The following is a 20,412-nucleotide window of genomic DNA, read 5'->3' as shown; positions in this document are numbered from 1 at the left end:
ACTCAATCCCACCCGCGCCCTCATCCTGAGGTGCCGGAGCGAAGCGGAGGCCTCGAAGGAGCCCTCCAGCCAGCCACGCGATCCCTGGAGCCCTCCTTCGAGGCTCGCTGCGCTCGCACCTCAGGATGAGGGGGTTTGGCGGGAGGGAGCGTCGCGCTCACCCGTGATCGTGCCCGGCATGATCTTCCAGCTCCGGCAGGCTCAAGCCGAAATGACTCACCAGATCGGCCACCTGCCCCGGGCTGAGCTGTCGCGGGTTGAGGTTGCGAAGTAGCAAATAAAGCTTGGCGGTCTCCTCCAGCTCCTCCGTGGCGAAGACCGCGCCCTCCAGGCTGTCGCCGGCCACGACAGGTCCGTGATTGGCGAGCAGCACCGAGCTGTACTGCCCCGCCAAGCCCCGGATCGCATCCGCCACCGCCGGGTCGCCGGGGCGGTAATAGGGCACCAGCGCCGTCCCGCCGGTGCGCATCAGGTAGTAGGGCGTCAGCGGCGGCAGCACCTGAAGCGGGTCGATCTCCGGCAGCATCGAGACCGCCACCGCGTGGGTCGAGTGCAGGTGGACGATCGCCTTGGCGCCGCTCCGGCTCTCGTACAGCGCCGCGTGCAGCGGGATCTCCTTAGTGGGCTTGTCGCCCGAGACGAGGCGCCCCGCATCGTCCAGCCGCGCGATCCGCGCCGGGTCGAGGAAACCGAGCGACGCGTTGGTCGGCGTCACCAGCCAGCCGCCATCGGGCAGGCGCAGGGAGATGTTGCCCGACGAGCCCGGCGTCAGGCCGCGCTCGAACAGCGAGCGGCCGTAGCGGCAGATATCTTCGCGCAGCCGGCTTTCGTCGCTCATGCGGTCGCTCCTTCGATCAGCTCGAATCCCAGATCGATCCGTTTGGGGCTCTCACCGGTCAGGCAGGCGGCGGCCTGCCGGCCGATCTCCAGGCGCGGCGTGCGCACCGTCGACAGGGGCTGGGGCATCGCGGCGGCGAAGTCGAGCCCGTTGAAGCCGAACAGCGCGAGCCGCCCCGGCACCGCCACCCCCGCCGCGAGGCACGCGAAGTAGCCGCCAAGCGCCATGTCGTCGTTGGAGAAGTAGACCGCGTCGAGGTCCGAATAACGCGCCAGCAGCACTTCGAGCCCCGCCCGGCCCGAGGCCGGCGAGGACGGCCCTGGCCGGATTTCCTTGGCCTGGACCGCCAACCCCGCCTCCCCCAGCGCTGCCTCGAACCCGGCGAGCCGCTTGCCCGCCCGGAGGTCGACCGCGAGATCGTGCCCGAGATAGGCGATCCGGCGGTAGCCCCGCGCCACGAGGTGGCGGGCGCTCGCCGCCCCCACCGCCCGGTTGGAGAAGCCGACGACCGCGTCGATCCCCTCCCCGTCCGTGTCGATCATCTCGACCACCCGCACCCCCCCGGTCTTCGCCAGGGCGACAGTGCCGGGATTGTGCTCCAGTCCGGTGAGCAGCAGCGCCGCCGGGCGCCAGGACAGGAGCGCGGCGACCAGCGCCTCCTCCCGGTCCGGATCGTAGTCGCTGACCCCGATCACGCAGGGGATGCCCGCGGCGTCCAGCGCCGCGGTCAGCCCGCGCAGCAGATCGGGGAAGACCACGTTGGCCAGCGACGGGATCACGACCCCGACGAGCCGCGCGCTCGCCCCCTGCCCCGCGAGGCTGCCGGCGAGCCGGTTCGGCACGTAGCCGAGGCGGGCGACGGCCTCGGCGACCCGCTCCCCGGCGCGCTTCGAATAGGAGCCGTGATTGCGCAGCACCCGCGAGACCGTGCTCTCGCCCACCCCCGCCGCGCGGGCGACGTCGGTGAGGGTCACGAGCCGCCCCGGCGGCTGGAATTCGTCCATGGCCCCGCTCTCTCCCGGCGCGGTTTTTCTTGCGACGCCAGTCGCTTCTCCCACTCACCCCCCTCATCCTGAGGTGCCCGCGTCAGCGGGCCTCGAAGGAGGGCTCCAGGGGTCGCGCGGCTGGCTGGAGGGTTCCTTCGAGGCCTGCGCTGCGCGCCGGCACCTCAGGATGAGGGGGGTTGATGGGACGACCGTCTTCAGCGCTCCGACGCCTGACATAGCGGCCTGCATTATCTCGCACAACCGGATTGGCAGCGCTGCCAAAAGGCGATATGGCACCGACCCAGCGCCGCCTGAGAGTGGCGAACATCATCGTCCGGCGGCCCCATGGCCCGGACCCGGGAGAGCGCCCATGCCGGTCCAAGCCGCCCCGCTCGGGGGCGCCACCGCACAAGCGGACCAAGAATCCTTCGCCGACCGCACCTATGCCAAGGTGTTCTGGCGCCTCGTGCCGTTCCTGATGCTCTGCTACGTGGTGGCGTATCTCGACCGGGTGAATGTCGGCTTCGCCAAGCTCCAGATGTCCCAGGAGCTGAAATTCTCCGAGACGGTCTACGGCCTCGGCGCCGGGATCTTCTTCCTCGGCTACTTCCTGTTCGAGGTGCCCTCGAACGTGATCCTGCACCGGGTCGGCGCCCGGGTCTGGATCGCCCGGATCATGATCACCTGGGGGCTGATCTCCGGGGCGTTCCTGTTCGTGAACTCCGAGTGGAGCTTCTACGGGATGCGCTTCCTCCTTGGGCTGGCCGAGGCCGGGTTCTACCCGGGGGTGATCCTGTACACGACGCAGTGGTTCCCGGCCCATCGCCGGGCCAAGGTCATCGCGGTGTTCATGGCGGCGATCCCGATCTCCGGCATCTTCGGCAACCCCCTCTCTGGCTGGATCATGGACGCGCTCAACGGCGCCCACGGCCTGTCCGGCTGGCAGTGGATGTTCCTCATCGAGGCGGTGCCGGCGGTGCTGGTCGGCGTCGCGGTGTTCCTCTACCTCGACAACCGCCCCGCCGCGGCGAAGTGGCTGACCGAGCGCGAGAAGCGGCTCCTCGAGCACGACATCGCCGCCGACAACCAGGGTAAGGAGGCGAGCCCGCACTCGATCGCCACCGTGTTTCGGAACGGGCGCGTGTGGTTCATGAGCCTGATCTACTTCGCCTTCGTCACCGGCCAGTACGGGTTGACCTTCTGGATGCCGACGATCGTCAAGGCGTCGGGTGTGCAGGGCAACTTCAACATCGGCCTGATCAGCGCGATCCCCTTCCTGTGCGCGGCGATCGTGATGGTCCTGCTGGGCCTCTCCGCCGACCGGATGCGCGAGCGCCGCTGGCACCTGATCATTCCGGCGCTTATCGGCGCGATCGGCTTCGTGGTCTCGGCCAATGCCGGCTCGACGGTGCTGGCCGTCGCGGCGCTCTCGGTGGCGGCGGCCGGGGTGCTGACCTGCTCGCCCCTGTTCTGGTCCCTGCCGACGGCGTTCCTGAGCGGCGCGGGGGCGGCGGCCGGGATCGCGCTGATCAACTCGGTGGGGAACCTCGCGGGCTTCGCCAGCCCCTACGTGATCGGGGCTTTGCGCGACGCCACCGGCAGCACCGCCGCCGGCCTCTACGCGCTCGCCGTCATGCTGGTGGTCGGCGCGGTCTGCGTGTTCGTCACGCCGGCCCGGATGGTCAACCGCTGAGGTCTGATTGAGGCGCGACGGTCTCCCTCCCCCGCAGAGGGGGGAGGGAGAGATGTGGCTCCGGATGCGCCCCACACATCGATGTACCGACCCCCTCCCCTCGTCCAGACAGGAGCCGCCCCCGATGACCAATCCAACAAACCGCGCCGCGGTGATCGGCCTGGGCTCCATGGGCTCCGGCATGGCCGGCTCGCTGCTGCGGGCGGGCTTTTCCGTTGCCGCCTGCGATGTGAACCCGGAGGCGGTGGCGCGCTTCGCGACCGCCGGCGGGCGGGCTGCCGCCAACCCGGCCGAAGCCGCGCGGGACGCCGACGTGGTGGTGAGCGTCGTCGTCAACGCCGTCCAGACCGAGGCGGTGCTGTTCGGCGAGGCCGGCGCGGCCGCCGCGATGCCGGAGGGGGCGGTGTTCGTCTCCTCCGCCACCATGGATCCGGCCATCGCCCGCGCCCTGGCGGCGCGGCTGGAGGCCACCGGCCGCCATTACCTCGACGCCCCCATGAGCGGCGGCGCCGCCCGCGCGGCCGACGGTGGGCTGACCTTCCTGGCCTCGGGCTCGGCGGCGGCCTTCGCCAAGGCGCGCCCTGCCCTCGATGCCATGGCGGGCACGCTCTACGAACTCGGCGATGAGCCCGGCCAGGGCGCGGCGTTCAAGATGATCAACCAGCTGCTCGCGGGCGTCCACATCGCGGCCGCCTGCGAGGCGATGGCCTTCGCGGCCAAGCAGGGGCTCGACCTGCGGCGCGTCTACGAGGTGATCACCAAGTCGGCGGGCAATTCCTGGATGTTCGAGAACCGGGTGCCGCACATCCTCGACGCCGACTACAGCCCGAAGAGCGCGGTCGACATCTTCGTCAAGGATCTCGGCATCGTGCAGGATATGGCCCGGGCGGAGAAGTACCCGGTCCCGGTGGCGGCGGCGGCGTTGCAGATGTTCCTGATGGCGTCCGGCGCCGGCATGGGCCGGGACGACGACGCCTCCGTGGCGCGGCTCTACGCGCGAGTCTCGGGGGCGAAGCTGCCGGGGTAGTCATGAAGGCCGATCCCATCCGCCACCTCATCCGGAGGCGCCCGCGTCAGCGGGCCTCGACGGAGGGCTCCAGGGATCGCGCGGCCGGCTGGAGGCCTCCTTCGAGGCGGCTTCGCCGCACCTCAGGATGAGGGATTTGGTTGGATGACGGTCCGCTGCGCGGATCGGACGGGATCGAAAACCGGGCGAGGAGTCCCAAAAACAATGCCGCGCTTTGCCGCCAACCTGAGCCTGATGTTCAACGAGGTGCCGTTCCTCGACCGGTTCGAGGCCGCCGCCCGAGCCGGCTTCGACGCCGTCGAATTCCTGTTCCCCTACGAGCATCCCGCCGAGGCCATCGGCGAGCGACTTCGGGCGAACGGCCTAACCCAGGCGCTGTTCAACCTGCCGCCGGGCGATTTCACGAAGGGCGAGCGCGGCTTGGCGGCGTTTCCTGAGCGGTTCGATGAACTGAAGGCCGGGGTCGAGACGGCTTTGCGCTACGCCGAGGCGACGGGCGTCGACCGCCTCCACCTGATGGCGGGCCTCGCCCCCTGGGACGACCCGCGCGCCATCGAATCCTACCGCCGGGCGGTGACCTGGACGGCAGAGCGGCTGGCGCCCGCCGGCCTCGACCTCGTGCTGGAGCCGATCAACGGCCGGAACATGCCGGGCTACTTCCTCAACGATTTCGGCCGCGCTGCCGACCTGATCGGCGAACTGGCGCTGCCGAACCTGAAGCTTCAGTTCGACCTCTACCACTGCCAGATCCTGCACGGCGACGTGACCATGCGGCTGCGCGCCCTGATGCCGATCATCGGTCATGTCCAGACCGCGAGCGTGCCCGAGCGGCACGAGCCCGGCACCGGCGAGATGAACGATGCCTTCCTGTTCGACGAGCTGGACCGGCTCGGCTACGCCGGCTTCGTCGGCTGCGAGTACATCCCGGCCGCCGACACCGTCGCGGGCCTCGGCTGGCTCGCCGCCTACAGAGGGAACGCCCGATGAGCCTCGCCCTGGGATGCGTCGCCGACGACTACACGGGGGCCTCGGACCTCGCCAACACCCTGACCAAGGCGGGCCTGCGCACGATCCAGACCATCGGCGTGCCGGCGGATGATCGCGCGCTGCCGGAGGCCGACGCCGTGGTGGTGGCTCTGAAGAGCCGCTCGATCCCGGCCGATCAGGCCGTGGCGCGTGCCCGCGAGGCTGAAAGCTGGCTGCGTGCCCGAGGCGCCGCCCACGTGATGTTCAAGGTCTGCTCGACCTTCGATTCGACCGATGCGGGCAATATCGGCCCCGTGATGGACGCCCTGCGAGCGGAGGCCGGCGAGCCGATCGCGCTCGTCACCCCTGCCTTCCCGGAGACGGGGCGCAGCGTCTATCAGGGCAACCTGTTCGTCGGTTCGGTGCCCCTGAACGAGAGCCCGCTCAAGGACCATCCGCTCAACCCCATGCACGACGCCAACCTCGTGCGCGTGCTCAACCGCCAGAGTGCGAGCCCGGTCGGCCTGATCGACACCGCCACGGTCGCGAGGGGGCCGGAGGCCGTGGCGGCTCGGCTCGGCGCGCTGGCCCAAGAGGGCAAGGGCGCCGCCATCGCGGATGCGATTTTCGACAGCGACCTCGAAGTCCTCGGCCGGGCGGTCATCGGCCAAAAGTTCTCGGTCGGTGCCTCCGGCCTCGGCCTCGGCCTCGCCCGGGCGCTGGCAGCCGACGGGCGCGGCACGACGGACGCCGCCGGGGCCGCCCTGGGCGAGCCGGTCGGCGGAACCTCGGCCTGCCTTGCCGGAAGCTGCTCGCAGGCGACGCTCCAGCAGGTCGCTGCCGCGGAGGCGATCATGCCGGTGCTCCGCCTCGACCCGGCGCGGCTGCTCGCTGGCGCCGACATGGTGGCGGAGGCCCTGGCGTTCGCGGCGGACCGCCTCGCCGCCGGCCCGGTGCTGATCGCCACCTCGGCTCCCCCCGAGGCGGTCCGCGCGCTGCAGTCCACCCACGGCGTCGATGCGGCCGGCCACGCCATCGAGGCGGCGCTGGCGGCGATCGCCGAGGGCCTCGTCGACCGCGGTGTCCGCCGGCTCGTGGTGGCCGGGGGCGAGACCTCTGGGGCGGTGGTCGACCGGTTGGGCCTCACCGCCTTCCTGCTCGGCCCCGAGATCGCCGCGGGCGTGCCCGTCCTGCGGACCGCCGGCCGGCCCGAACCGATGCTGCTGGCCCTGAAATCCGGCAATTTCGGCGGCCCGGATTTCTTCGGCCGCGCCCTCGACATGATGGCGTGAAGGGGCTTCCAAAGGGACCAAGTCCCTTTGGTGGGGTGTCGGGGTGAAACCCCGGCATACGGATCCTGGCCCCCCGAAAGGGGGCCCAGGATCCGTTCAGCAGGGCTCTGCCCTGCACCCGCCAAAGGACTCGTCCTTTGGGATCCCATGACTGTTCTCGGGAGGATTTCCATGCACGCCTTGATTCTCGGCGCCGCCGGCATGATCGGCCGCCGCCTCGTGGACGCCCTGGTGAAGGACGGCCGCATCGGCGGTGAGCCGCTCACTGCTCTCACCCTGCTCGACGTGGTGCCGCCGTCAGCGCCCGAAGGCTTCTCCGGCCCGGTGCGGGCCGAGGCCGCCGACCTCACGGCGCCCGGGGCCGCCGAGGCCGCCGTCGCCGGGCGGCCGGAGGTGATCTTCCACCTCGCCGCGGTGGTCTCGGGGGAGGCCGAAGCGAATCTGGAACTCGGCTACCGGGTCAATCTCGACGGCACGCGCCTGCTCCTCGACGCGATCCGGGCGGCCAACGCGGCGGACGGCTACCGGCCGAAGCTTGTCTTCACCTCCTCGCTCGCCGTGTTCGGGCCGCCCTTCCCCAAGGTCATCCCGGACGACCACATCCTGCGCCCCGCCTCCTCGTACGGGGTGCAGAAGGCGATGGGCGAGTTGATGCTCGCCGACTACGCCCGGCGCGGCTTCCTCGACGGGATCGGCCTGCGGCTGCCGACGATCTGCGTGCGGCCGGGCAAGCCCAACAAGGCGGCCTCGGGCTTCTTCTCGGGGATCATCCGTGAGCCGCTGGCCGGCCAGGAGGCGATCCTGCCGGTGCCCGACACGGTGCGGCACTGGTTCGCGAGCCCCGATGCGGCGGTGGGCTTCCTGATCCACGCGGCCGGGCTCGACCTTGCGGCGATCGGGCCGCGGATCAGCCTGACCATGCCGGGTGTCTCGGCCACGGTGGCGGAGGAGATCGAGGCCCTGCGCCGCGCCGCGGGCGACAAGGCGGTCGCGCTGATCCGGCGGGAGCCCGACGCTGCCATCGCGCGGATCGTCGGCTCCTGGCCGGAGGCGTTCGCGCCGGAGGCGGCGCTGTCCCTCGGCTTCCGGGCGGACGCGTCCTTCGACGCGATCGTGGCCCAGCACGTGGCCGCGTTCCACGGCGGCTGAGCCTCAGGGCCGGTTCGACCGAACCCTCAATCGTCGGCGCCGGCGTAGAAGCTTTCCACGCCGATGCCCTCCTCCTGCATCAGCCGGGCGCGGGCGCGCAGCTTCTCGGTCTCGCTCTTGAGTTGGCCGCAGGCCGCCAGGATGTCCCGGCCCCGGGGCGTGCGCACCGGCGAGGCGTAGCCGGCATTGAACACGATCTCCGAGAAGCGCTCGATCCGGTCCCAGTCGGAGCATGCGTAGCGGCTGCCCGGCCAGGGGTTGAACGGGATCAGGTTGATCTTGGCCGCGATGCCCTTCAGCAGGCGGACCAGTTCCCGCGCATCCGCGTCCGAATCGTTGACGCCTTTGAGCATCACGTACTCGAAGGTGATCCGGCGGGCGTTGCTCAGGCCCGGATAGGTGCGGCAGGCGGCCAGCAGCTCGGCGATCGGGTACTTGCGGTTGAGCGGCACCAGCTCGTCGCGCAGGTCGTCGCGCACCGCGTGCAGCGAGATCGCCAGCATGGCGTTGGCCCGCTCGCCGAGCCGCGGGATCTGCGGCACGACCCCCGAGGTCGAGACCGTGATCCGCCGCCGGGACAGGCCGAGCCCCTCCTGGTCCGACATCACCCCAACCGCGTCCACCACGGCATCGAGGTTGTAGAGGGGCTCGCCCATGCCCATGAACACGATGTTGGTCACGAGCCGGCCGACCTCGCCGGAGCCGCCCGCGTCGCGGCTCGGCATCTGGCCGGGCCAGTCGCCGAGCTCATCCCGGGCGGTGACGAGCTGCTGCACGATCTCAGGGCCCGAGAGGTTGCGCACGAGGCGCTGCGTGCCGGTGTGACAGAACGAGCACGTCAGCGTGCAGCCGACCTGGCTCGACACGCACAGCGTGCCCCGGTCAGGTCCCGGGATGTAGACGCACTCGATCTCGGCGCCGCGGTTGTGCTCCTGCGGGTTGGTCGGCGCCATGCGCAGCAGCCATTTGCGGGTGCCGTCCCGGGAGACCTGACGGCTCGCGACCTCCGGCCGCTCCAGGGTGAAGTGCTCGGCGAGCTGCGCCTTCAGGGCCTTGCCGACATTGGTCATCGCGCCGAAGTCGGCCGCGCCCCGGAAGTTGACCCAGTGCCAGATCTGGCCGGCGCGCATCCGGCTCTCGCGCTCGGGCACACCCATTCCGACGAGCTGTGCCTTGAGGGCGTCGCGGGTCAGGCCGACCAGCGAGGGGCGGCGGCCGGGCAGCGCCTCGGGGAGGAGATCGGGCGCCTTCTCGATCGCGGCATCGGCCGCGCGGGCGCTGTCGAGCGACGGGCTCGCCATGACGGTCAAACGATCCATACGATTGGAAAGTGTCTGATATAGGCGATTGCGCCGGTGAATGCGAATGCGCGGCGGCCACGGGTGACCCGACGGAGTTCGATGGCGACCGACACGCAAGCTGGACAGGCGATCTACAATCCACGGACGCTGCAGCTCTACGACCTCGTCGTGCTGCGCCTGTCGAACCCCCTGATCTGGCGCTGCCCCACGGCGCGGATCCTGGACCTCTACGACCGGCACGCCGGCTTGGCGCATCTCGATGTTGGGGTCGGGACCGGGTGGTACCTCGACCGATGCCGCTTCCCCGCGCCTGCGCCCCGCGTCGGCCTGATGGATCTCAACGCCGACAGCCTCTCCTTCGCGGCCCACCGGATCGTGCGTTACCGGCCGGAGACCTACCGGATCGACGTGCTCGGCACCCCCGTCGGCGGCATCGCCCCCTTCGACTCGGTCGGGATGACCTACCTGCTGCACTGCCTGCCGGGCGACATCGGCGCGAAGGCCAAGGCCTTCGACACGGTGCGTCCGTGCCTCGCCGACGACGGCGTGGTGTTCGGCGCCACGATCCTGTCGGGCGGCGTGCCGACCACAGCCGCGGCGCGGGCGCTGATGTGGATCTACAACCGCAAGGGGGTGTTCTCGAACGCCGCCGATTCGCTGCCGGCTTTGCGCTCGGCGCTGGACCAGCGCTTCCGGGCGGTGGAGATCACGGTCGTGGGCTGCGTCGCGCTGTTCGTCGCGCGGGAGCCGCGCTGATCGGGTTGTCGTCTTTGCGAGGGGAGCGAAGCGATCCAGCGGCGCCACGCTAACGGAAGTCGCGCTGCCCTGGGTTGCTTCGCTCCGCTCGCAAAGACGAGCACGAAAAAGGGCGCCCGCAGGCGCCCCGGGCCGTTCATCCGATCCAAAAAATCAGGCGGCGGCGGTCTTCACCGGCACGCCCTTCTCGGCCAGGAAGGTCTGCAGCTCGCCCGACTGGAACATCTCGCGGGTGATGTCGCAGCCGCCGACGAACTCGCCCTTCACGTAGATCTGCGGGATGGTCGGCCAGTTCGAGAAGGCCTTGATGCCCTCGCGGATGCCCTGATCGGCCAGGACGTTCACGCCCTTGAACGGCACTTCGAGGTAATTGAGGATCTGCACCACCTGCCCCGAGAAGCCGCATTGCGGCATCTGCGGCGTGCCCTTCATGAACACCACCACGTCCTGGGAGGCGATCTCGTTCTGGATGGTCGTGTTGGCGTCGGTCATCGCTCTGTCCTCGTTCGTTGGCCGTATGTGTGGTCTTATTCAGCGGTGCGCAACCGATGTCGCGATCGTGCGGAGTGCGCGCTCCATATCGAAAGTCTCGGTCAGAAGATCCTCAGGACAGATCGGGCAGGCTTCCGGTAGCCCTGGAAGCAGCGCGTTCCCATAGGCGCCGAGACCGGCCTCGGCGGCCGTCACGGCAGATTTCCAGATCCTGTTCCAGTTCAACCTCTGTCGCATCGACGCCTCGTAGGCGTTCCATGCGCTGATCTGGAAGGTCGTGATCTCCTCCCGCCAGTGCACGCTCGCCGGCGCGAGCGGGGCGGACGCGCGTTTGAGGAGATGAGCGAGCGTCTGGATCAGGAGGCCCTCCACCGCCCGCAGATGCGCACGACCCACGCCCTCGATCTCCTCGGCGACGTTCTCCCAATCGACCACGTTCGACAGGTCCGGCCGCTCGGCGAGCGCACGCAGGGCCGCCGCCTGCTCCTCGGCCCAGGTCACGATGTCGTCGTCGTAGAGACTCGGTCGGTCCATCGGGAGAACTCCCGCGAGAAGGCTCAATCCTGCGGCACGCCCGTGGTCAGCGCAAGGGCGTGGAGCACGCCGCCCATCCGGCCCTGGAGGGCGCCGTAGACCATCTGGTGCTGCGCCACCCGGGTCTTGCCCTTGAAGGCCGCCGAGAGGACGGTGGCGGCGTAATGGTCGCCGTCGCCCGCGAGGTCGCGGATCTCCACCTGCGCGTCCGGCAGGGCCTCGCGGATCATGCGCTCGATCTCGCCCGCATCCATCGGCATCGGGACATTCCTTGGGTCGGAGGTTCAGGACGCCGGAGCCGCCGGCTGGCTCGCCATGTAGGCGGGCAGCCAGCCCTCGTGCGCCGCGTTCAGGTCGGCGAGCGGTATGGTCTCGCCGCCGGGCAGGGTCAAACGGTCGGAACCCGCGACGCCGATCGAGGCCGCCGCCACGCCCTGGGCCGCGGCGGCCGCGAGGAGATCGGTGGCCGCCTCCGGCCGCACCGACAGCAGGTAGCGACCCTGGTCCTCGCCGAACAGGTAGGCGTGGGGCGGCAGGTCCACCGGCACGTCGGAGAGCGCCGCGCCGAGGCCGCCCGCCATTGCCATCTCGGTAAGCGCGACGGCAAGCCCGCCATCCGCGAGGTCGTGGACCGTGTCGACGGTGCCGGCCTGGATCAGGTTGCGGACGAAATCGCCGTTGCGGCGCTCCAAAGCGAGGTCGACCGGCGGCGGCGCGCCCTCCTCGCGGCCCGCGATCACCGACAGGTAGGCCGACTGGCCGAGCCAGCCCTCGCTGGCGCCGATCAGCACCAGCACGTCGCCTTCGCGCTTCAGGGCGATGGTGGCGTGGCGCGCCACGTCGTCGAGCACGCCGACGCCGCCGATGGTCGGGGTCGGCAGGATGCCCACGCCGTTGGTCTCGTTGTAGAGCGAGACGTTGCCCGACACGACCGGGAAGTCCAGCGCCCGGCAGGCCTCGCCGATGCCTTGGAGACAGCCGACGAGCTGGCCCATCACCTCGGGCTTCTCCGGGTTGCCGAAGTTCAGGTTGTCGGTGATGGCGAGGGGCTTTCCGCCCACCGCCGTGATGTTGCGCCACGCCTCGGCGACCGCCTGCCGGCCGCCCTCGACCGGGTCGGCCTCGCAGTAGCGCGGGGTGACGTCGCAGGTGAGCGCGAGGCCCTTCGGCCCGTCCTCGACGCGGACGATCGCGGCATCGCCCCCGGGCTTCTGGACGGTGTTGCCCAGGATGAAGTGGTCGTACTGCTCGAACACCCAGCGCTTGGACGACAGGTCGGGGGAGCCGACGAGGCGCTTCAGCGCGTCGGTCAGCGAGGCCGGGGCCGGGACCTCGGAGGCCGCGAGCACCGGCAGATGGGTGTTGGCCAGATGCGGCCGGTCGTAGAGCGGCGCCTCGTCGCCGAGCTCCTTGATCGGCAGGTCGGCCACGGTCTCGCCGTGCCACTTGATCACGAAGCGCAGCGTGTCGGTGGTCCGGCCGATCACCGCGAAGTCGAGGCCCCACTTCACGAAGATGGCTTCCGCCTCGGCCTCCATGCCCGGCTTGAGCACCATCAGCATGCGCTCCTGGCTCTCGGAGAGCATCATCTCGTAGGGCGTCATGCCCTCCTCGCGGGCCGGCACCCTGTCGATGTCGAGCTCGACGCCGAGGTCGCCCTTGGCGCCCATCTCCACCGCCGAGCAGGTGAGGCCCGCCGCGCCCATATCCTGGATGGCGATCACCGCGCCGGAGGCCATCAGCTCCAGGCAGGCTTCGAGCAGCAGCTTCTCGGCGAAGGGGTCGCCGACCTGCACGGTCGGGCGCTTCGACTCGGAGGCCTCGTCGAACTCGGCCGACGCCATGGTGGCGCCGTGGATGCCGTCGCGGCCGGTCTTGGAGCCGAGATAGACGATCGGGTTCCCGACGCCCGCGGCGGCCGCGTAGAAGATCCCGTCGGTGCGGGCGAGGCCCACCGCCATGGCGTTGACCAGGATGTTGCCGTCGTAGCGCTTGTGGAAGCCGGTCAGGCCGCCGACGGTCGGCACGCCGAAGGAATTGCCGTAGCCGCCGACGCCAGCGACCACGCCCGAGACGAGGCTGCGGGTGCGCGGATGGTCGGGGGAGCCGAAGCGGAGCGCATTGAGGGCGGCGATGGGCCTTGCCCCCATCGTGAAGACATCCCGAAGAATGCCGCCCACGCCGGTCGCCGCGCCCTGGTAGGGCTCGATGTAGCTCGGGTGGTTGTGGCTCTCCATCTTGAACACGCAGGCGTGGCCGTCGCCGATGTCGATCACGCCCGCGTTCTCGCCCGGCCCCTGGATCACGTGAGGGCCCGAGGTCGGCAGCCCGCGCAGGTGCTTGCGGGAGGATTTGTAGGAACAGTGCTCGTTCCACATCGCCGAGACGATGCCGAGTTCGGTCAGCGTCGGGTCGCGCCCGATCAGGCTGCGGAAGCGCGCGTACTCGTCCGGCGTCAGGCCGTGCTGGGCCACGAGTTCGGGGGTGATCGGAACGTCGTTGCGGAACATGCGAAGGGTCTCGGCAGAGGGCGGCCCGTCTGGGGAGACGCGCGCCGCGGCGAGCCCGAACCGGGCGGGGATCCAGGCTGCCCCGGCTCTAGAGCGGAAGCGCCCGCCCTGGCAACATCGGCCGGTATTCCCGCGCGGGGGCTCGGCCGCTGCCTGACCGGGCGCCGGTCTCCGATCCTGACGGTCAGAGACCAGGTTGGCGAACCAGCTCCCGGAAGAGGCCGCACTCCCGCCCCGCGGACGCGAGGGCGTGGATCGGCTCCGGTCCGGTCATCAGGTCGAGATAGTCGAAGCCGCCCGCGCTCTGGCTCGCCATGAGCAGCTGGAAATGCATCTGGAACAGGTTCCACTGGCGTCGGCGCACGTCAGTGCCCGTGATCAGGTCGCTGATCATCACCCCGAGCACGGCCGGGCGTTCGGGGTCCGGCGGGGTGAGCCCGCAGGCGGCGAGGGGATTCTGCCCATGGATCGACAGCCAGTCCCACGGGGCGCGCACGTCGAGCCAGCCGATCTCCCGCGCCCGCCCGAAGCGCAGGAGCGCATCGCGAAACCCTTGGGCGGCGCGGTCCAGGCCGAGCCAGGGGATGACGCTGCCGATACTCACGAACGTGACCGGCGTCCCGCGGGTGCCGAAGCCGGGATCGCGGGCGAGCACCCGATCCAGCACCTCGATCCCGAGGAAGCTCGACGAGGAATGCCCGACCACCACCACCTCGTCGGCCTCGCCCTCGGCGGCGCGGATGCGGGCCGCGAAGGCGTCGAGGCGGGGCGCGATCTCGGGCGCCTCGCCGGCCGCGTAGGCGTGGGTGAAGGCGGTGTCGTCCACGAGGTGGGGCACGTAGAGGGGCTTGCCGCGGGTCGCCCGCACCAGCCCGACGAGGAGCGCGTAGGCTACGGGCGGCACCGCCAGCAGAGGCCAGGGCTGCAGCGCGGCCGGCGCCAGGTCGGCAAGAGCCCCCGCCAGGGCGAGGCTGAGCAGGATGAGCGCCAGATAGATCGCGTGGACGCCGAAGATCACCGTGGAGAAGCGCCATCCCTCCCGCCGCAGATCGGACGCGTAGCCCGAGCGCCACAGCCGCCAGAGCAGGGCCGGGACGCCCTGTAGGCGCGCCCAGTCGGGTTGCGGGAAGCGCGCGCGGACGATGTCCTCCCAGCGCAGGAGGACATACCGCGTGGCGACGCCGCGCGACCGCGCGGTCCAGGCGAGTTCGAGCCCGTCGTCCGAGCGGACCGGATCGTCCACCGCGATGTCCAGCCCGCGCCGGGCCGCCGTGAGCCGGGCCTCGCGGCGGAACAGGCCCCAGTAGACCTCGGGATCCCGCGGGTCGAAGCCCGGCAGGTAGAACACGATGCGGGAGGTCACGGCCCGCGAACGCGATGCGCCGGATCGGGGCGTCCTCGCGTCCGCAAGATCCTGGGGCGGGGTGTCGGCGGTCGGCGCGGAAACGGAAATGATGTGTCCGATCGGTTCGGATGGGGGGCTCTCCCTACACGAACCGGTCCGCTGCGCCGAGGACGAGAATGACCCGGTGATCCGCTCACCGGGCCGGAGGATGCGCCAGGAACTCGGCGATCGCCCCCACGAACCGCTCGCCATAGGCCTCGCGCTTGCGCTCGCCGACCCCATGGATGGTGCGCAGGGCCCAGAGATCGACGGGCTTCTGCCGGGCCATCTCGATCAGCGTCCGGTCGGGGAACACCATGAAGGCCGCGATCCCCTCGGCCCGGGCGAGCGTGGCGCGCAGGCCGCGCAGGTGCTGGAACAGCGCCTCGTCGGTCTCCGACAGGGCGATCTCCCCGTCCTCCCGGGGCGCGGCGCGGCGGCGCTCGCGGGATTCGGCCTTCGGCTCCGGATCGGGCCGGAACTGGACCGGCTCCCGCCCGTACAGGATCGCCTCGCCCTTCGCGGTCATCGACAGGCCGCCGTAGCCGTCGGCGTTCTCGGCGATCGCCCCGGCGGCGAAGAGCTGGCGCAGGATCGCCCGCCACGCCGCCACCGGCTTGTCGGCGCCGACCCCGAAGGTCTTGAGCGTCGCGTGGCCGTTGCGGCGGATCGGCTCGCTCTCCTTGCCGTGGACCACGTCGCAGATATAGGCCGCGCCGAAGCGCTGCCCGGTGCGCACGATCGCCGAGAGGATCTTCTGGGCCGGGACCGTCCCGTCCACCAGGGTGACGCCGCCCCGGCACAGGTCGCAGCGGCCGCAGGGTTCGCTGATCTCGCCGAAATAGGCGAGCAGCGACTGGCGCCGGCAGGTGGCGCCCTCGCACAGGGTGATCATCGCCTCGAGCTTGCGGCGCTCGACCCGGCGGCGCTCGTCGGAGATCTCCTTCTCGTCGATCTGGCGGCGGCGCAGCGCCATGTCGTCGAGGCCGTAGAGGGTGAGCGTGTCGGCCGGCAGCCCGTCGCGGCCGGCGCGGCCGATCTCCTGGTAGTAGCCCTCGACGTTGTTGGGCATGTCGGCGTGGCAGACGAAGCGCACGTCCGGCTTGTTGATGCCCATGCCGAAGGCGATGGTGGCGGTCATCACCACCCCGTCCTCCTGCAGGAACCGGTCCTGGTTCCGCATGCGCGTCGCCTGGTCGAGGCCGGCATGGTAGGGCAGCGCGTCGAACCCGTCCTTCTTGAGGGTCTCGGCCAGTTGCTCGGTCCGCTTGCGCGACGAGCAGTAGATGATCCCGCTCTCCGCCCGCCGGTGCTTGAGGAAGCGCTCGATCTGCTGGGCCGGGTTGTCCTTGGGCTGGAAGGTCAGCCGGATGTTCGGCCGGTCGAAGGAGTGGACGAAGGTCTTGGGCGGCCGGCCCTGCGGGAACAGGCGCTCGGCGATCTCGGCGCGGGTCGCGGCGTCGGCGGTGGCGGTGAGCGCGAGCGTCTGGACGTTGCCGAGCGTCGTCCTGGCCCGGGCGATCTCCCGGTATTCGGGGCGGAAATCGTGGCCCCATTGCGAGACGCAATGGGCCTCGTCGACGGCCAGCCGCCGGACGCCGGCGCCGCGCAGGGCCTCGATGCAGCCCTCCATCAGCAGGCGCTCGGGGGAGACGAACAGCAGCCGCAACTCGCCCGAGCGCAGGGCGCGCCAGGTCTCGCGCGAGTCGGCCTCAGCCACCGAGGAATTTAGGGTGGCGGCCTCGATGCCGACGCTCCTCATCTGCTGCACCTGATCGTGCATCAGGGCGATCAGCGGCGAGACCACCACGGTCAGCCCCGGCTCGACCAGCGCCGGAAGCTGATAGGTCATCGACTTGCCCGAGCCCGTGGGCATGACGGCGAACACGTCCTCGCCGTTCAGAACCGCGCCGATCACCTCGTCCTGCCCGGGCCGGAAATCCTCGTAGCCGAAGGTTTTTTTCAGCGCGGCGCGGGCCTCGTCGAGGCGGGTCATCGGGATCCTTGGGGAAGGCCTGGCCGTCTTGTGGCGGCGCTGTGTAGACACGAGCCTCCCGTGTCTACACGGAGGCCGCCATGCCGCTCAACATCCGCAGCGAAGAGGTGAATCAGCTCGCCGAGACGCTGGCATCGCGGGCCGGCGTGAGCAAGACCGAAGCGGTGCGACGCGCGCTCACGAACGAGCTGGCGCGGCAGACCTCGGAGTGCGGGTCTTTCATAGACCGGGTCAAGGAAATCCAGGACCGGTTGGCATCGTATCCGGCGACGGGCCTCAAGGCGGACAAGGCGTTCTACGACAGTCTGAACGACGAGTGATGTTCAGCGACGCATCCGCCCTCGTCGCGATCGTCGCCTGCGCGCCGGGGCATCGGCCGCTGCTGGATCGGCTACGCGACGGTCCCGTGCGGCGCACGAGCGGCGTGGCCGTCTACGAGGCGGCGCTTGCCATCGCGCGGCTCAGGTCCGTCCCACCCGGAGTCGCTGAAGAGATCGTGGATGATTTTCTGGACTCCACCGGTGTCACCCGGATCCCCATTGCGGCTGCGGAGGCACGACTCGCCATCACAGCACACGCCCGCTACGGCAAGGGCCGTCATCCCGCCCGCCTGACCCTCGGCGACCGCTTCGCCTGTGCCTGCGCGCCGGTGCATGGCGTCCCGCTGCTCTATGTCGGCGGCGACTTCCCGCAGACCGATATCCGCCCGGCCCTCATCTGAGCGTCCGGCCGCTCGGAACGGCTCCCGCCGCCCGTCCGCCCGGCGCAGGTTCGGGCTCGGGGCGCGTTGCGGGTGCTGACCAGCATCCGGATCTCGCTGGTCGATTCCTTACGCGTCCGAGACTGACCACCCGGCCGTCCCAGAGCGGCGAAGCCCCGGCGACTTCGGTGAGCTTCTCGCGCATGGCCGCCACCGGCGCCCGGTGGTCGACGTCGAGCGTGTTATTGACTGCGATCGATGCCCGGATGTGTTTTCGAAAGGCATGGTTCCAAAAGGTCTGAGACCTTTTGCGGGTGCGGGCGGAGCCAGCGAACGGCCAGGGCTTCGCCCGCGCGACCCACCAAAGGGATCATCCCTCTGGAAACCCTTCACAGACGTTCAAACCAACCGATATCGACAAGCAACCCTATCGGATGACTCGATGACACGCTGCCGATCAGCGACGCGCCGCCCCGGGTCCGGAACGGCTTCCGGATGAGATAGGTCAGCGGCAGGACCAACCGGCCGCGTCCTCACAAATCCCCCAGCGCCAGCTGGCCCTGGTTGCGCGCCTTCGGCGGCGCGGCCTTGCGCTCCTTGGGGCGTGCGACCGCTGGCTTCTTCGGCTTCGGATCGCCGCGCATCCGGGCCACCGCCTTGTCGCGGGCGACCGCCTCGGGGGCGGCCGGGTCGTCGGACAGCCACTTGCCGCGCTTGATCACCTCGTTCACCCGGCCCTGATTCACCCCGACCTTGAAGGCGATCTCCTGCTGGGTCATGCCGGTCGTGGCATGCAGGTCCAGGATCGCCCGGGCGAGGTCCGGGGTCATCTTCTGGCCCGTGAGCCGCCGGGCGGGTTTGACCGTGCGGGTCGCGCGGTCGCGCTCGCGCAGGCGCTCGAGAAGCGCCAGCGCCATGTTCATGCCGTGCTCGCGCAGGGCTTCCTCGAATTCCTTCAGGGTCGCCATCGGCGCCATCCTCCGCCGGGCACTGAGGCCGGTCACTGGCGGGAGAACGTGCCGGGAACGGCTGGGTTTCGCAAGACGGGCCGGACCGGCCTCCCGGATGCGCCGGAATCATCCACCGGAAATGCGGGCCCTGGCCTCCCCGCGGCCGCTCCGCTACAGCGGACGGCATCCGACACGGCAGGGCCAGCCCGGCACGATGATCAGTCCGATCCGCAGAATCGCCCCCGGCGAGACGCCCGCCTCGATCGCCGGTTCCCTGGCCCGGGAGCTGGAGGCCGGGGCGGTGCTGCTGTTCCCCGATCTGCCGTTCCCGTTCACCGACTTCGAGCGCCGCTTCACCGAGCGGCCCTTCGCGGATGGCAAGGCCAAGAACGTCAACATCCGCGGCGAGGCGGCGCATCTGCGCGGCGCGGCCGGCACCCCGGAGGAGCAGGAGGCCCTGCGCCAGCTCCTGATCCGCTACCGCGCCTTCGCCCGGGACCTGATCGGCACCTACCTGCCCGACTATGCCGACCGGGTGAGCCTCGCCGGCACCTCGTATCGTCCGTTCGACGTCGATCGGCGCAAGCTGAGCTGGCGGCGCGACGACACCCGGCTGCACGTCGATGCCTTCCCGTCGAACCCGATCGGCGAGAAGCGGATCCTGCGGGTCTTTCGCAACATCAACCCCGCGGGGGAGTCGCGCCGCTGGCGGGTCGGCGAGGATTTCGGCTCGATGGCGGACAAGTTCCTGCCGCGGCTGCCGGGCTACTCGCCGCTCTCGGCGCGCCTGCTGGCGGCGCTCCGCCTCACCAAGGCCCGGCGCTCGGAATACGACCACCTGATGCTGCACCTGCACGACGCGCTCAAGCAGGACGAGACCTACCAAGCCTCGGCCCCCCAGGCCGACGTCGCGTTCCGCCCCGGCGAGACCTGGGTGACCTTCTCCGACCTCGTGATGCACGGGGCGATGGGCGGCCGCTACATGCTGGAGCAGACCGCCTACCTGCCCGTCGCCGCCCAGGCCGACCCGTCCTTGAGCCCGCACCACATCCTGGCGGCCAAGCTCGGCCGCGCCCTTCGGACCTGAGAGGGATTTGACGACCATGATCCTCGAAATCGCGCAGATCGAGATCAAGCCCGGCCTGGAGGCCGCGTTCGAGAACGGCATCACGGAGGCCTCGGCCATCTTCAAGCAGGCCAAGGGCTGCCGCCACTTCGAGGTGCGGCGCTCGATCGAGCATCCGCAGCGCTACCGCCTGCTGATCCACTGGGACACGCTGGAGGCCCACACCAAGGACTTCACCGGCTCCCAACCCTGGCAGGATTACCGCGCCCTGGTCTCGCACTGCTTCGCCGGGCCGGTCTCCGTGGAGCACGCCGAGCAGGTGCTGAAGGCGTTCTGAGCGCAGCCGCGATCGACGGGCACAGGTCCGAAGCGTTGCGGCCAGCCCCTTCGAGGTGTTTGGCTGGACGCGCGGCGCGAGATCGGTCCCCCAGGGTGATGATACGCTCCTCTTCCCCGGACAGGTGAAGCGAAGCGGAACCTGATCCGGGACCCCGCACGAAGAGCGCCGCGCCAGCGGCACAGGTTGATCCGGATCGACGCTTCGCGACACTCTGTGCTGGGTCCCTGTATCTCGGTGTGGCTGCTGTAAGGTAGCTGAGCAGGCGTAGCTCGGTTGGTCCCCGATCCGTCGTGCGATCGCGAGTCCGTCGCGGGCGCGCCTGCTCGAGAGCCCTCGATCGAACAGTCGCTGTGGCCCCGCCCGGCTGGCGGCGAGCCCGCATACAGGACCGGTCCCATGGCTGCCCTTCTCGCTTCCGGCATCGATGGCGGC

At 70.4% G+C, this 20,412-nt stretch carries 20 protein-coding genes; 10 read left to right on the top strand and 10 right to left on the bottom strand.

Annotated features, from left to right (window positions below):
* Positions 1-157 precede the first annotated feature (157 nt).
* Together MKK75_RS19125 and MKK75_RS19120 are read right to left on the bottom strand one after the other, a co-directional pair.
* Complete coding sequence (locus tag MKK75_RS19125) at positions 158-838, bottom strand: aldolase (protein WP_244044110.1); 681 nt, start codon at positions 836-838, stop codon at positions 158-160.
* Positions 835-1,842 carry a LacI family DNA-binding transcriptional regulator gene (locus MKK75_RS19120; RefSeq protein ID WP_244044109.1) on the bottom strand — a complete coding sequence of 336 codons (1,008 nt, stop codon included), beginning with the start codon at positions 1,840-1,842 and terminating at the stop codon, positions 835-837. The genes MKK75_RS19125 and MKK75_RS19120 overlap by 4 nt, the downstream gene beginning before the upstream one ends.
* A gap of 352 nt (positions 1,843-2,194) precedes the next feature.
* Here MKK75_RS19120 and MKK75_RS19115 point away from each other — a divergent pair, with 352 nt between their 5' ends.
* The 5 genes from MKK75_RS19115 to denD all read left to right on the top strand — a co-directional run bounded on the left by MKK75_RS19115 (position 2,195) and on the right by denD (position 7,951).
* Positions 2,195-3,517: an MFS transporter gene (locus MKK75_RS19115; protein ID WP_244044108.1), complete on the top strand. Its 1,323-nt coding sequence runs from the start codon at positions 2,195-2,197 to the stop codon at positions 3,515-3,517.
* A gap of 124 nt (positions 3,518-3,641) precedes the next feature.
* Positions 3,642-4,544 carry an L-threonate dehydrogenase gene (gene ltnD / locus MKK75_RS19110; protein WP_244044107.1) on the top strand — a complete coding sequence of 301 codons (903 nt, stop codon included), beginning with the start codon at positions 3,642-3,644 and terminating at the stop codon, positions 4,542-4,544.
* Between the two features lie 204 nt (positions 4,545-4,748).
* Positions 4,749-5,531, top strand: coding sequence for a 2-oxo-tetronate isomerase (gene otnI / locus MKK75_RS19105; RefSeq protein WP_244044106.1), 783 nt, complete (start codon positions 4,749-4,751; stop codon positions 5,529-5,531).
* Positions 5,528-6,802 carry a 3-oxo-tetronate kinase gene (gene otnK, locus MKK75_RS19100; protein WP_244044105.1) on the top strand — a complete coding sequence of 425 codons (1,275 nt, stop codon included), beginning with the start codon at positions 5,528-5,530 and terminating at the stop codon, positions 6,800-6,802. Before otnI ends, otnK begins: the two co-directional genes overlap by 4 nt.
* A 171-nt stretch (positions 6,803-6,973) precedes the next feature.
* Entirely contained in the window at positions 6,974-7,951 is a 978-nt protein-coding gene (denD, locus tag MKK75_RS19095; RefSeq protein ID WP_244044104.1) for a D-erythronate dehydrogenase, read from the top strand.
* Between the two features lie 26 nt (positions 7,952-7,977).
* On the opposite strand, the gene rlmN is transcribed toward denD, so the two are convergent.
* Positions 7,978-9,252 (bottom strand): 23S rRNA (adenine(2503)-C(2))-methyltransferase RlmN, encoded by a 1,275-nt coding sequence (gene rlmN / locus MKK75_RS19090; RefSeq protein WP_244044103.1) that lies wholly within the window; start codon positions 9,250-9,252, stop codon positions 7,978-7,980.
* Between the two features lie 99 nt (positions 9,253-9,351).
* On the opposite strand from rlmN, the gene MKK75_RS19085 reads away from it, so the two are divergent.
* On the top strand, positions 9,352-10,008 hold the full coding sequence (locus MKK75_RS19085; RefSeq protein WP_244044102.1) for a class I SAM-dependent methyltransferase: 657 nt from the start codon (positions 9,352-9,354) through the stop codon (positions 10,006-10,008).
* A gap of 153 nt (positions 10,009-10,161) precedes the next feature.
* Here MKK75_RS19085 and grxD read toward each other — a convergent pair whose 3' ends face one another.
* The 6 genes from grxD to recQ all read right to left on the bottom strand — a co-directional run bounded on the left by grxD (position 10,162) and on the right by recQ (position 16,924).
* Positions 10,162-10,500: a Grx4 family monothiol glutaredoxin gene (gene grxD / locus MKK75_RS19080; protein ID WP_243939722.1), complete on the bottom strand. Its 339-nt coding sequence runs from the start codon at positions 10,498-10,500 to the stop codon at positions 10,162-10,164.
* A gap of 39 nt (positions 10,501-10,539) precedes the next feature.
* Complete coding sequence (locus tag MKK75_RS19075; protein ID WP_244044101.1) at positions 10,540-11,034, bottom strand: DUF29 domain-containing protein; 495 nt, start codon at positions 11,032-11,034, stop codon at positions 10,540-10,542.
* A 23-nt stretch (positions 11,035-11,057) separates the two neighbouring features.
* The gene (locus MKK75_RS19070) at positions 11,058-11,294 is read right to left on the bottom strand and encodes a BolA family protein (RefSeq protein WP_007568343.1); all 237 of its coding nucleotides are present in this window, start codon (positions 11,292-11,294) and stop codon (positions 11,058-11,060) included.
* A gap of 24 nt (positions 11,295-11,318) precedes the next feature.
* The gene (gene purL, locus MKK75_RS19065) at positions 11,319-13,544 is read right to left on the bottom strand and encodes a phosphoribosylformylglycinamidine synthase subunit PurL (protein WP_244044100.1); all 2,226 of its coding nucleotides are present in this window, start codon (positions 13,542-13,544) and stop codon (positions 11,319-11,321) included.
* Positions 13,545-13,728: 184 nt separating this feature from the next.
* Positions 13,729-14,907, bottom strand: a complete 1,179-nt coding sequence (locus MKK75_RS19060; protein ID WP_244044099.1) for a hydrolase — start codon at positions 14,905-14,907, stop codon at positions 13,729-13,731.
* Positions 14,908-15,082: 175 nt separating this feature from the next.
* A complete protein-coding gene (recQ, locus tag MKK75_RS19055; protein ID WP_244044098.1) occupies positions 15,083-16,924 on the bottom strand; it encodes a DNA helicase RecQ in 1,842 nt (613 codons plus the stop codon).
* An 80-nt stretch (positions 16,925-17,004) separates the two neighbouring features.
* Between recQ and MKK75_RS19050 the strand changes: the two genes are divergently transcribed.
* Together MKK75_RS19050 and MKK75_RS19045 are read left to right on the top strand one after the other, a co-directional pair.
* On the top strand, positions 17,005-17,244 hold the full coding sequence (locus MKK75_RS19050; protein WP_244044097.1) for a type II toxin-antitoxin system VapB family antitoxin: 240 nt from the start codon (positions 17,005-17,007) through the stop codon (positions 17,242-17,244).
* Positions 17,244-17,645 (top strand): type II toxin-antitoxin system VapC family toxin, encoded by a 402-nt coding sequence (locus MKK75_RS19045; RefSeq protein ID WP_244044096.1) that lies wholly within the window; start codon positions 17,244-17,246, stop codon positions 17,643-17,645. The genes MKK75_RS19050 and MKK75_RS19045 overlap by 1 nt, the downstream gene beginning before the upstream one ends.
* Before the next feature lie 512 nt (positions 17,646-18,157).
* Here MKK75_RS19045 and MKK75_RS19040 read toward each other — a convergent pair.
* Positions 18,158-18,592, bottom strand: coding sequence for an RNA polymerase subunit sigma-70 (locus MKK75_RS19040; protein WP_244044095.1), 435 nt, complete (start codon positions 18,590-18,592; stop codon positions 18,158-18,160).
* 196 nt (positions 18,593-18,788) lie between these two features.
* Here MKK75_RS19040 and MKK75_RS19035 point away from each other — a divergent pair, with 196 nt between their 5' ends.
* The gene (locus tag MKK75_RS19035) at positions 18,789-19,661 is read left to right on the top strand and encodes a Kdo hydroxylase family protein (RefSeq protein ID WP_244044094.1); all 873 of its coding nucleotides are present in this window, start codon (positions 18,789-18,791) and stop codon (positions 19,659-19,661) included.
* A gap of 16 nt (positions 19,662-19,677) precedes the next feature.
* On the top strand, positions 19,678-19,977 hold the full coding sequence (locus MKK75_RS19030) for an antibiotic biosynthesis monooxygenase family protein (RefSeq protein WP_244044093.1): 300 nt from the start codon (positions 19,678-19,680) through the stop codon (positions 19,975-19,977).
* Positions 19,978-20,412 lie beyond the last annotated feature (435 nt).

The organism is Methylobacterium sp. J-030, assembly GCF_022829545.1.
Classification (GTDB): Bacteria; Pseudomonadota; Alphaproteobacteria; order Rhizobiales; family Beijerinckiaceae; genus Methylobacterium.
Note: the sequence above shows the minus strand (reverse complement) of the source record. Positions and strands in the feature narration are given on the sequence as shown.

Excerpts from the sequence above, each read along its gene's own strand:
- recQ (WP_244044098.1), bottom strand. The coding sequence starts at position 16,924 with ATGACCCGCCTCGACGAGGCCCGCGCCGCGCTGAAAAAAACCTTCGGC.
- otnI (WP_244044106.1), top strand. The coding sequence starts at position 4,749 with ATGCCGCGCTTTGCCGCCAACCTGAGCCTGATGTTCAACGAGGTGCCG.
- MKK75_RS19070 (WP_007568343.1), bottom strand. The coding sequence starts at position 11,294 with ATGCCGATGGATGCGGGCGAGATCGAGCGCATGATCCGCGAGGCCCTG.
- ltnD (WP_244044107.1), top strand. The coding sequence starts at position 3,642 with ATGACCAATCCAACAAACCGCGCCGCGGTGATCGGCCTGGGCTCCATG.
- MKK75_RS19050 (WP_244044097.1), top strand. The coding sequence starts at position 17,005 with ATGCCGCTCAACATCCGCAGCGAAGAGGTGAATCAGCTCGCCGAGACG.
- MKK75_RS19120 (WP_244044109.1), bottom strand. The coding sequence starts at position 1,842 with ATGGACGAATTCCAGCCGCCGGGGCGGCTCGTGACCCTCACCGACGTC.
- otnK (WP_244044105.1), top strand. The coding sequence starts at position 5,528 with ATGAGCCTCGCCCTGGGATGCGTCGCCGACGACTACACGGGGGCCTCG.
- MKK75_RS19125 (WP_244044110.1), bottom strand. The coding sequence starts at position 838 with ATGAGCGACGAAAGCCGGCTGCGCGAAGATATCTGCCGCTACGGCCGC.
- MKK75_RS19075 (WP_244044101.1), bottom strand. The coding sequence starts at position 11,034 with ATGGACCGACCGAGTCTCTACGACGACGACATCGTGACCTGGGCCGAG.
- purL (WP_244044100.1), bottom strand. The coding sequence starts at position 13,544 with ATGTTCCGCAACGACGTTCCGATCACCCCCGAACTCGTGGCCCAGCAC.
- MKK75_RS19085 (WP_244044102.1), top strand. The coding sequence starts at position 9,352 with ATGGCGACCGACACGCAAGCTGGACAGGCGATCTACAATCCACGGACG.
- MKK75_RS19045 (WP_244044096.1), top strand. The coding sequence starts at position 17,244 with ATGTTCAGCGACGCATCCGCCCTCGTCGCGATCGTCGCCTGCGCGCCG.
- MKK75_RS19035 (WP_244044094.1), top strand. The coding sequence starts at position 18,789 with ATGATCAGTCCGATCCGCAGAATCGCCCCCGGCGAGACGCCCGCCTCG.
- MKK75_RS19115 (WP_244044108.1), top strand. The coding sequence starts at position 2,195 with ATGCCGGTCCAAGCCGCCCCGCTCGGGGGCGCCACCGCACAAGCGGAC.
- MKK75_RS19040 (WP_244044095.1), bottom strand. The coding sequence starts at position 18,592 with ATGGCGACCCTGAAGGAATTCGAGGAAGCCCTGCGCGAGCACGGCATG.
- denD (WP_244044104.1), top strand. The coding sequence starts at position 6,974 with ATGCACGCCTTGATTCTCGGCGCCGCCGGCATGATCGGCCGCCGCCTC.
- grxD (WP_243939722.1), bottom strand. The coding sequence starts at position 10,500 with ATGACCGACGCCAACACGACCATCCAGAACGAGATCGCCTCCCAGGAC.
- rlmN (WP_244044103.1), bottom strand. The coding sequence starts at position 9,252 with ATGGCGAGCCCGTCGCTCGACAGCGCCCGCGCGGCCGATGCCGCGATC.
- MKK75_RS19030 (WP_244044093.1), top strand. The coding sequence starts at position 19,678 with ATGATCCTCGAAATCGCGCAGATCGAGATCAAGCCCGGCCTGGAGGCC.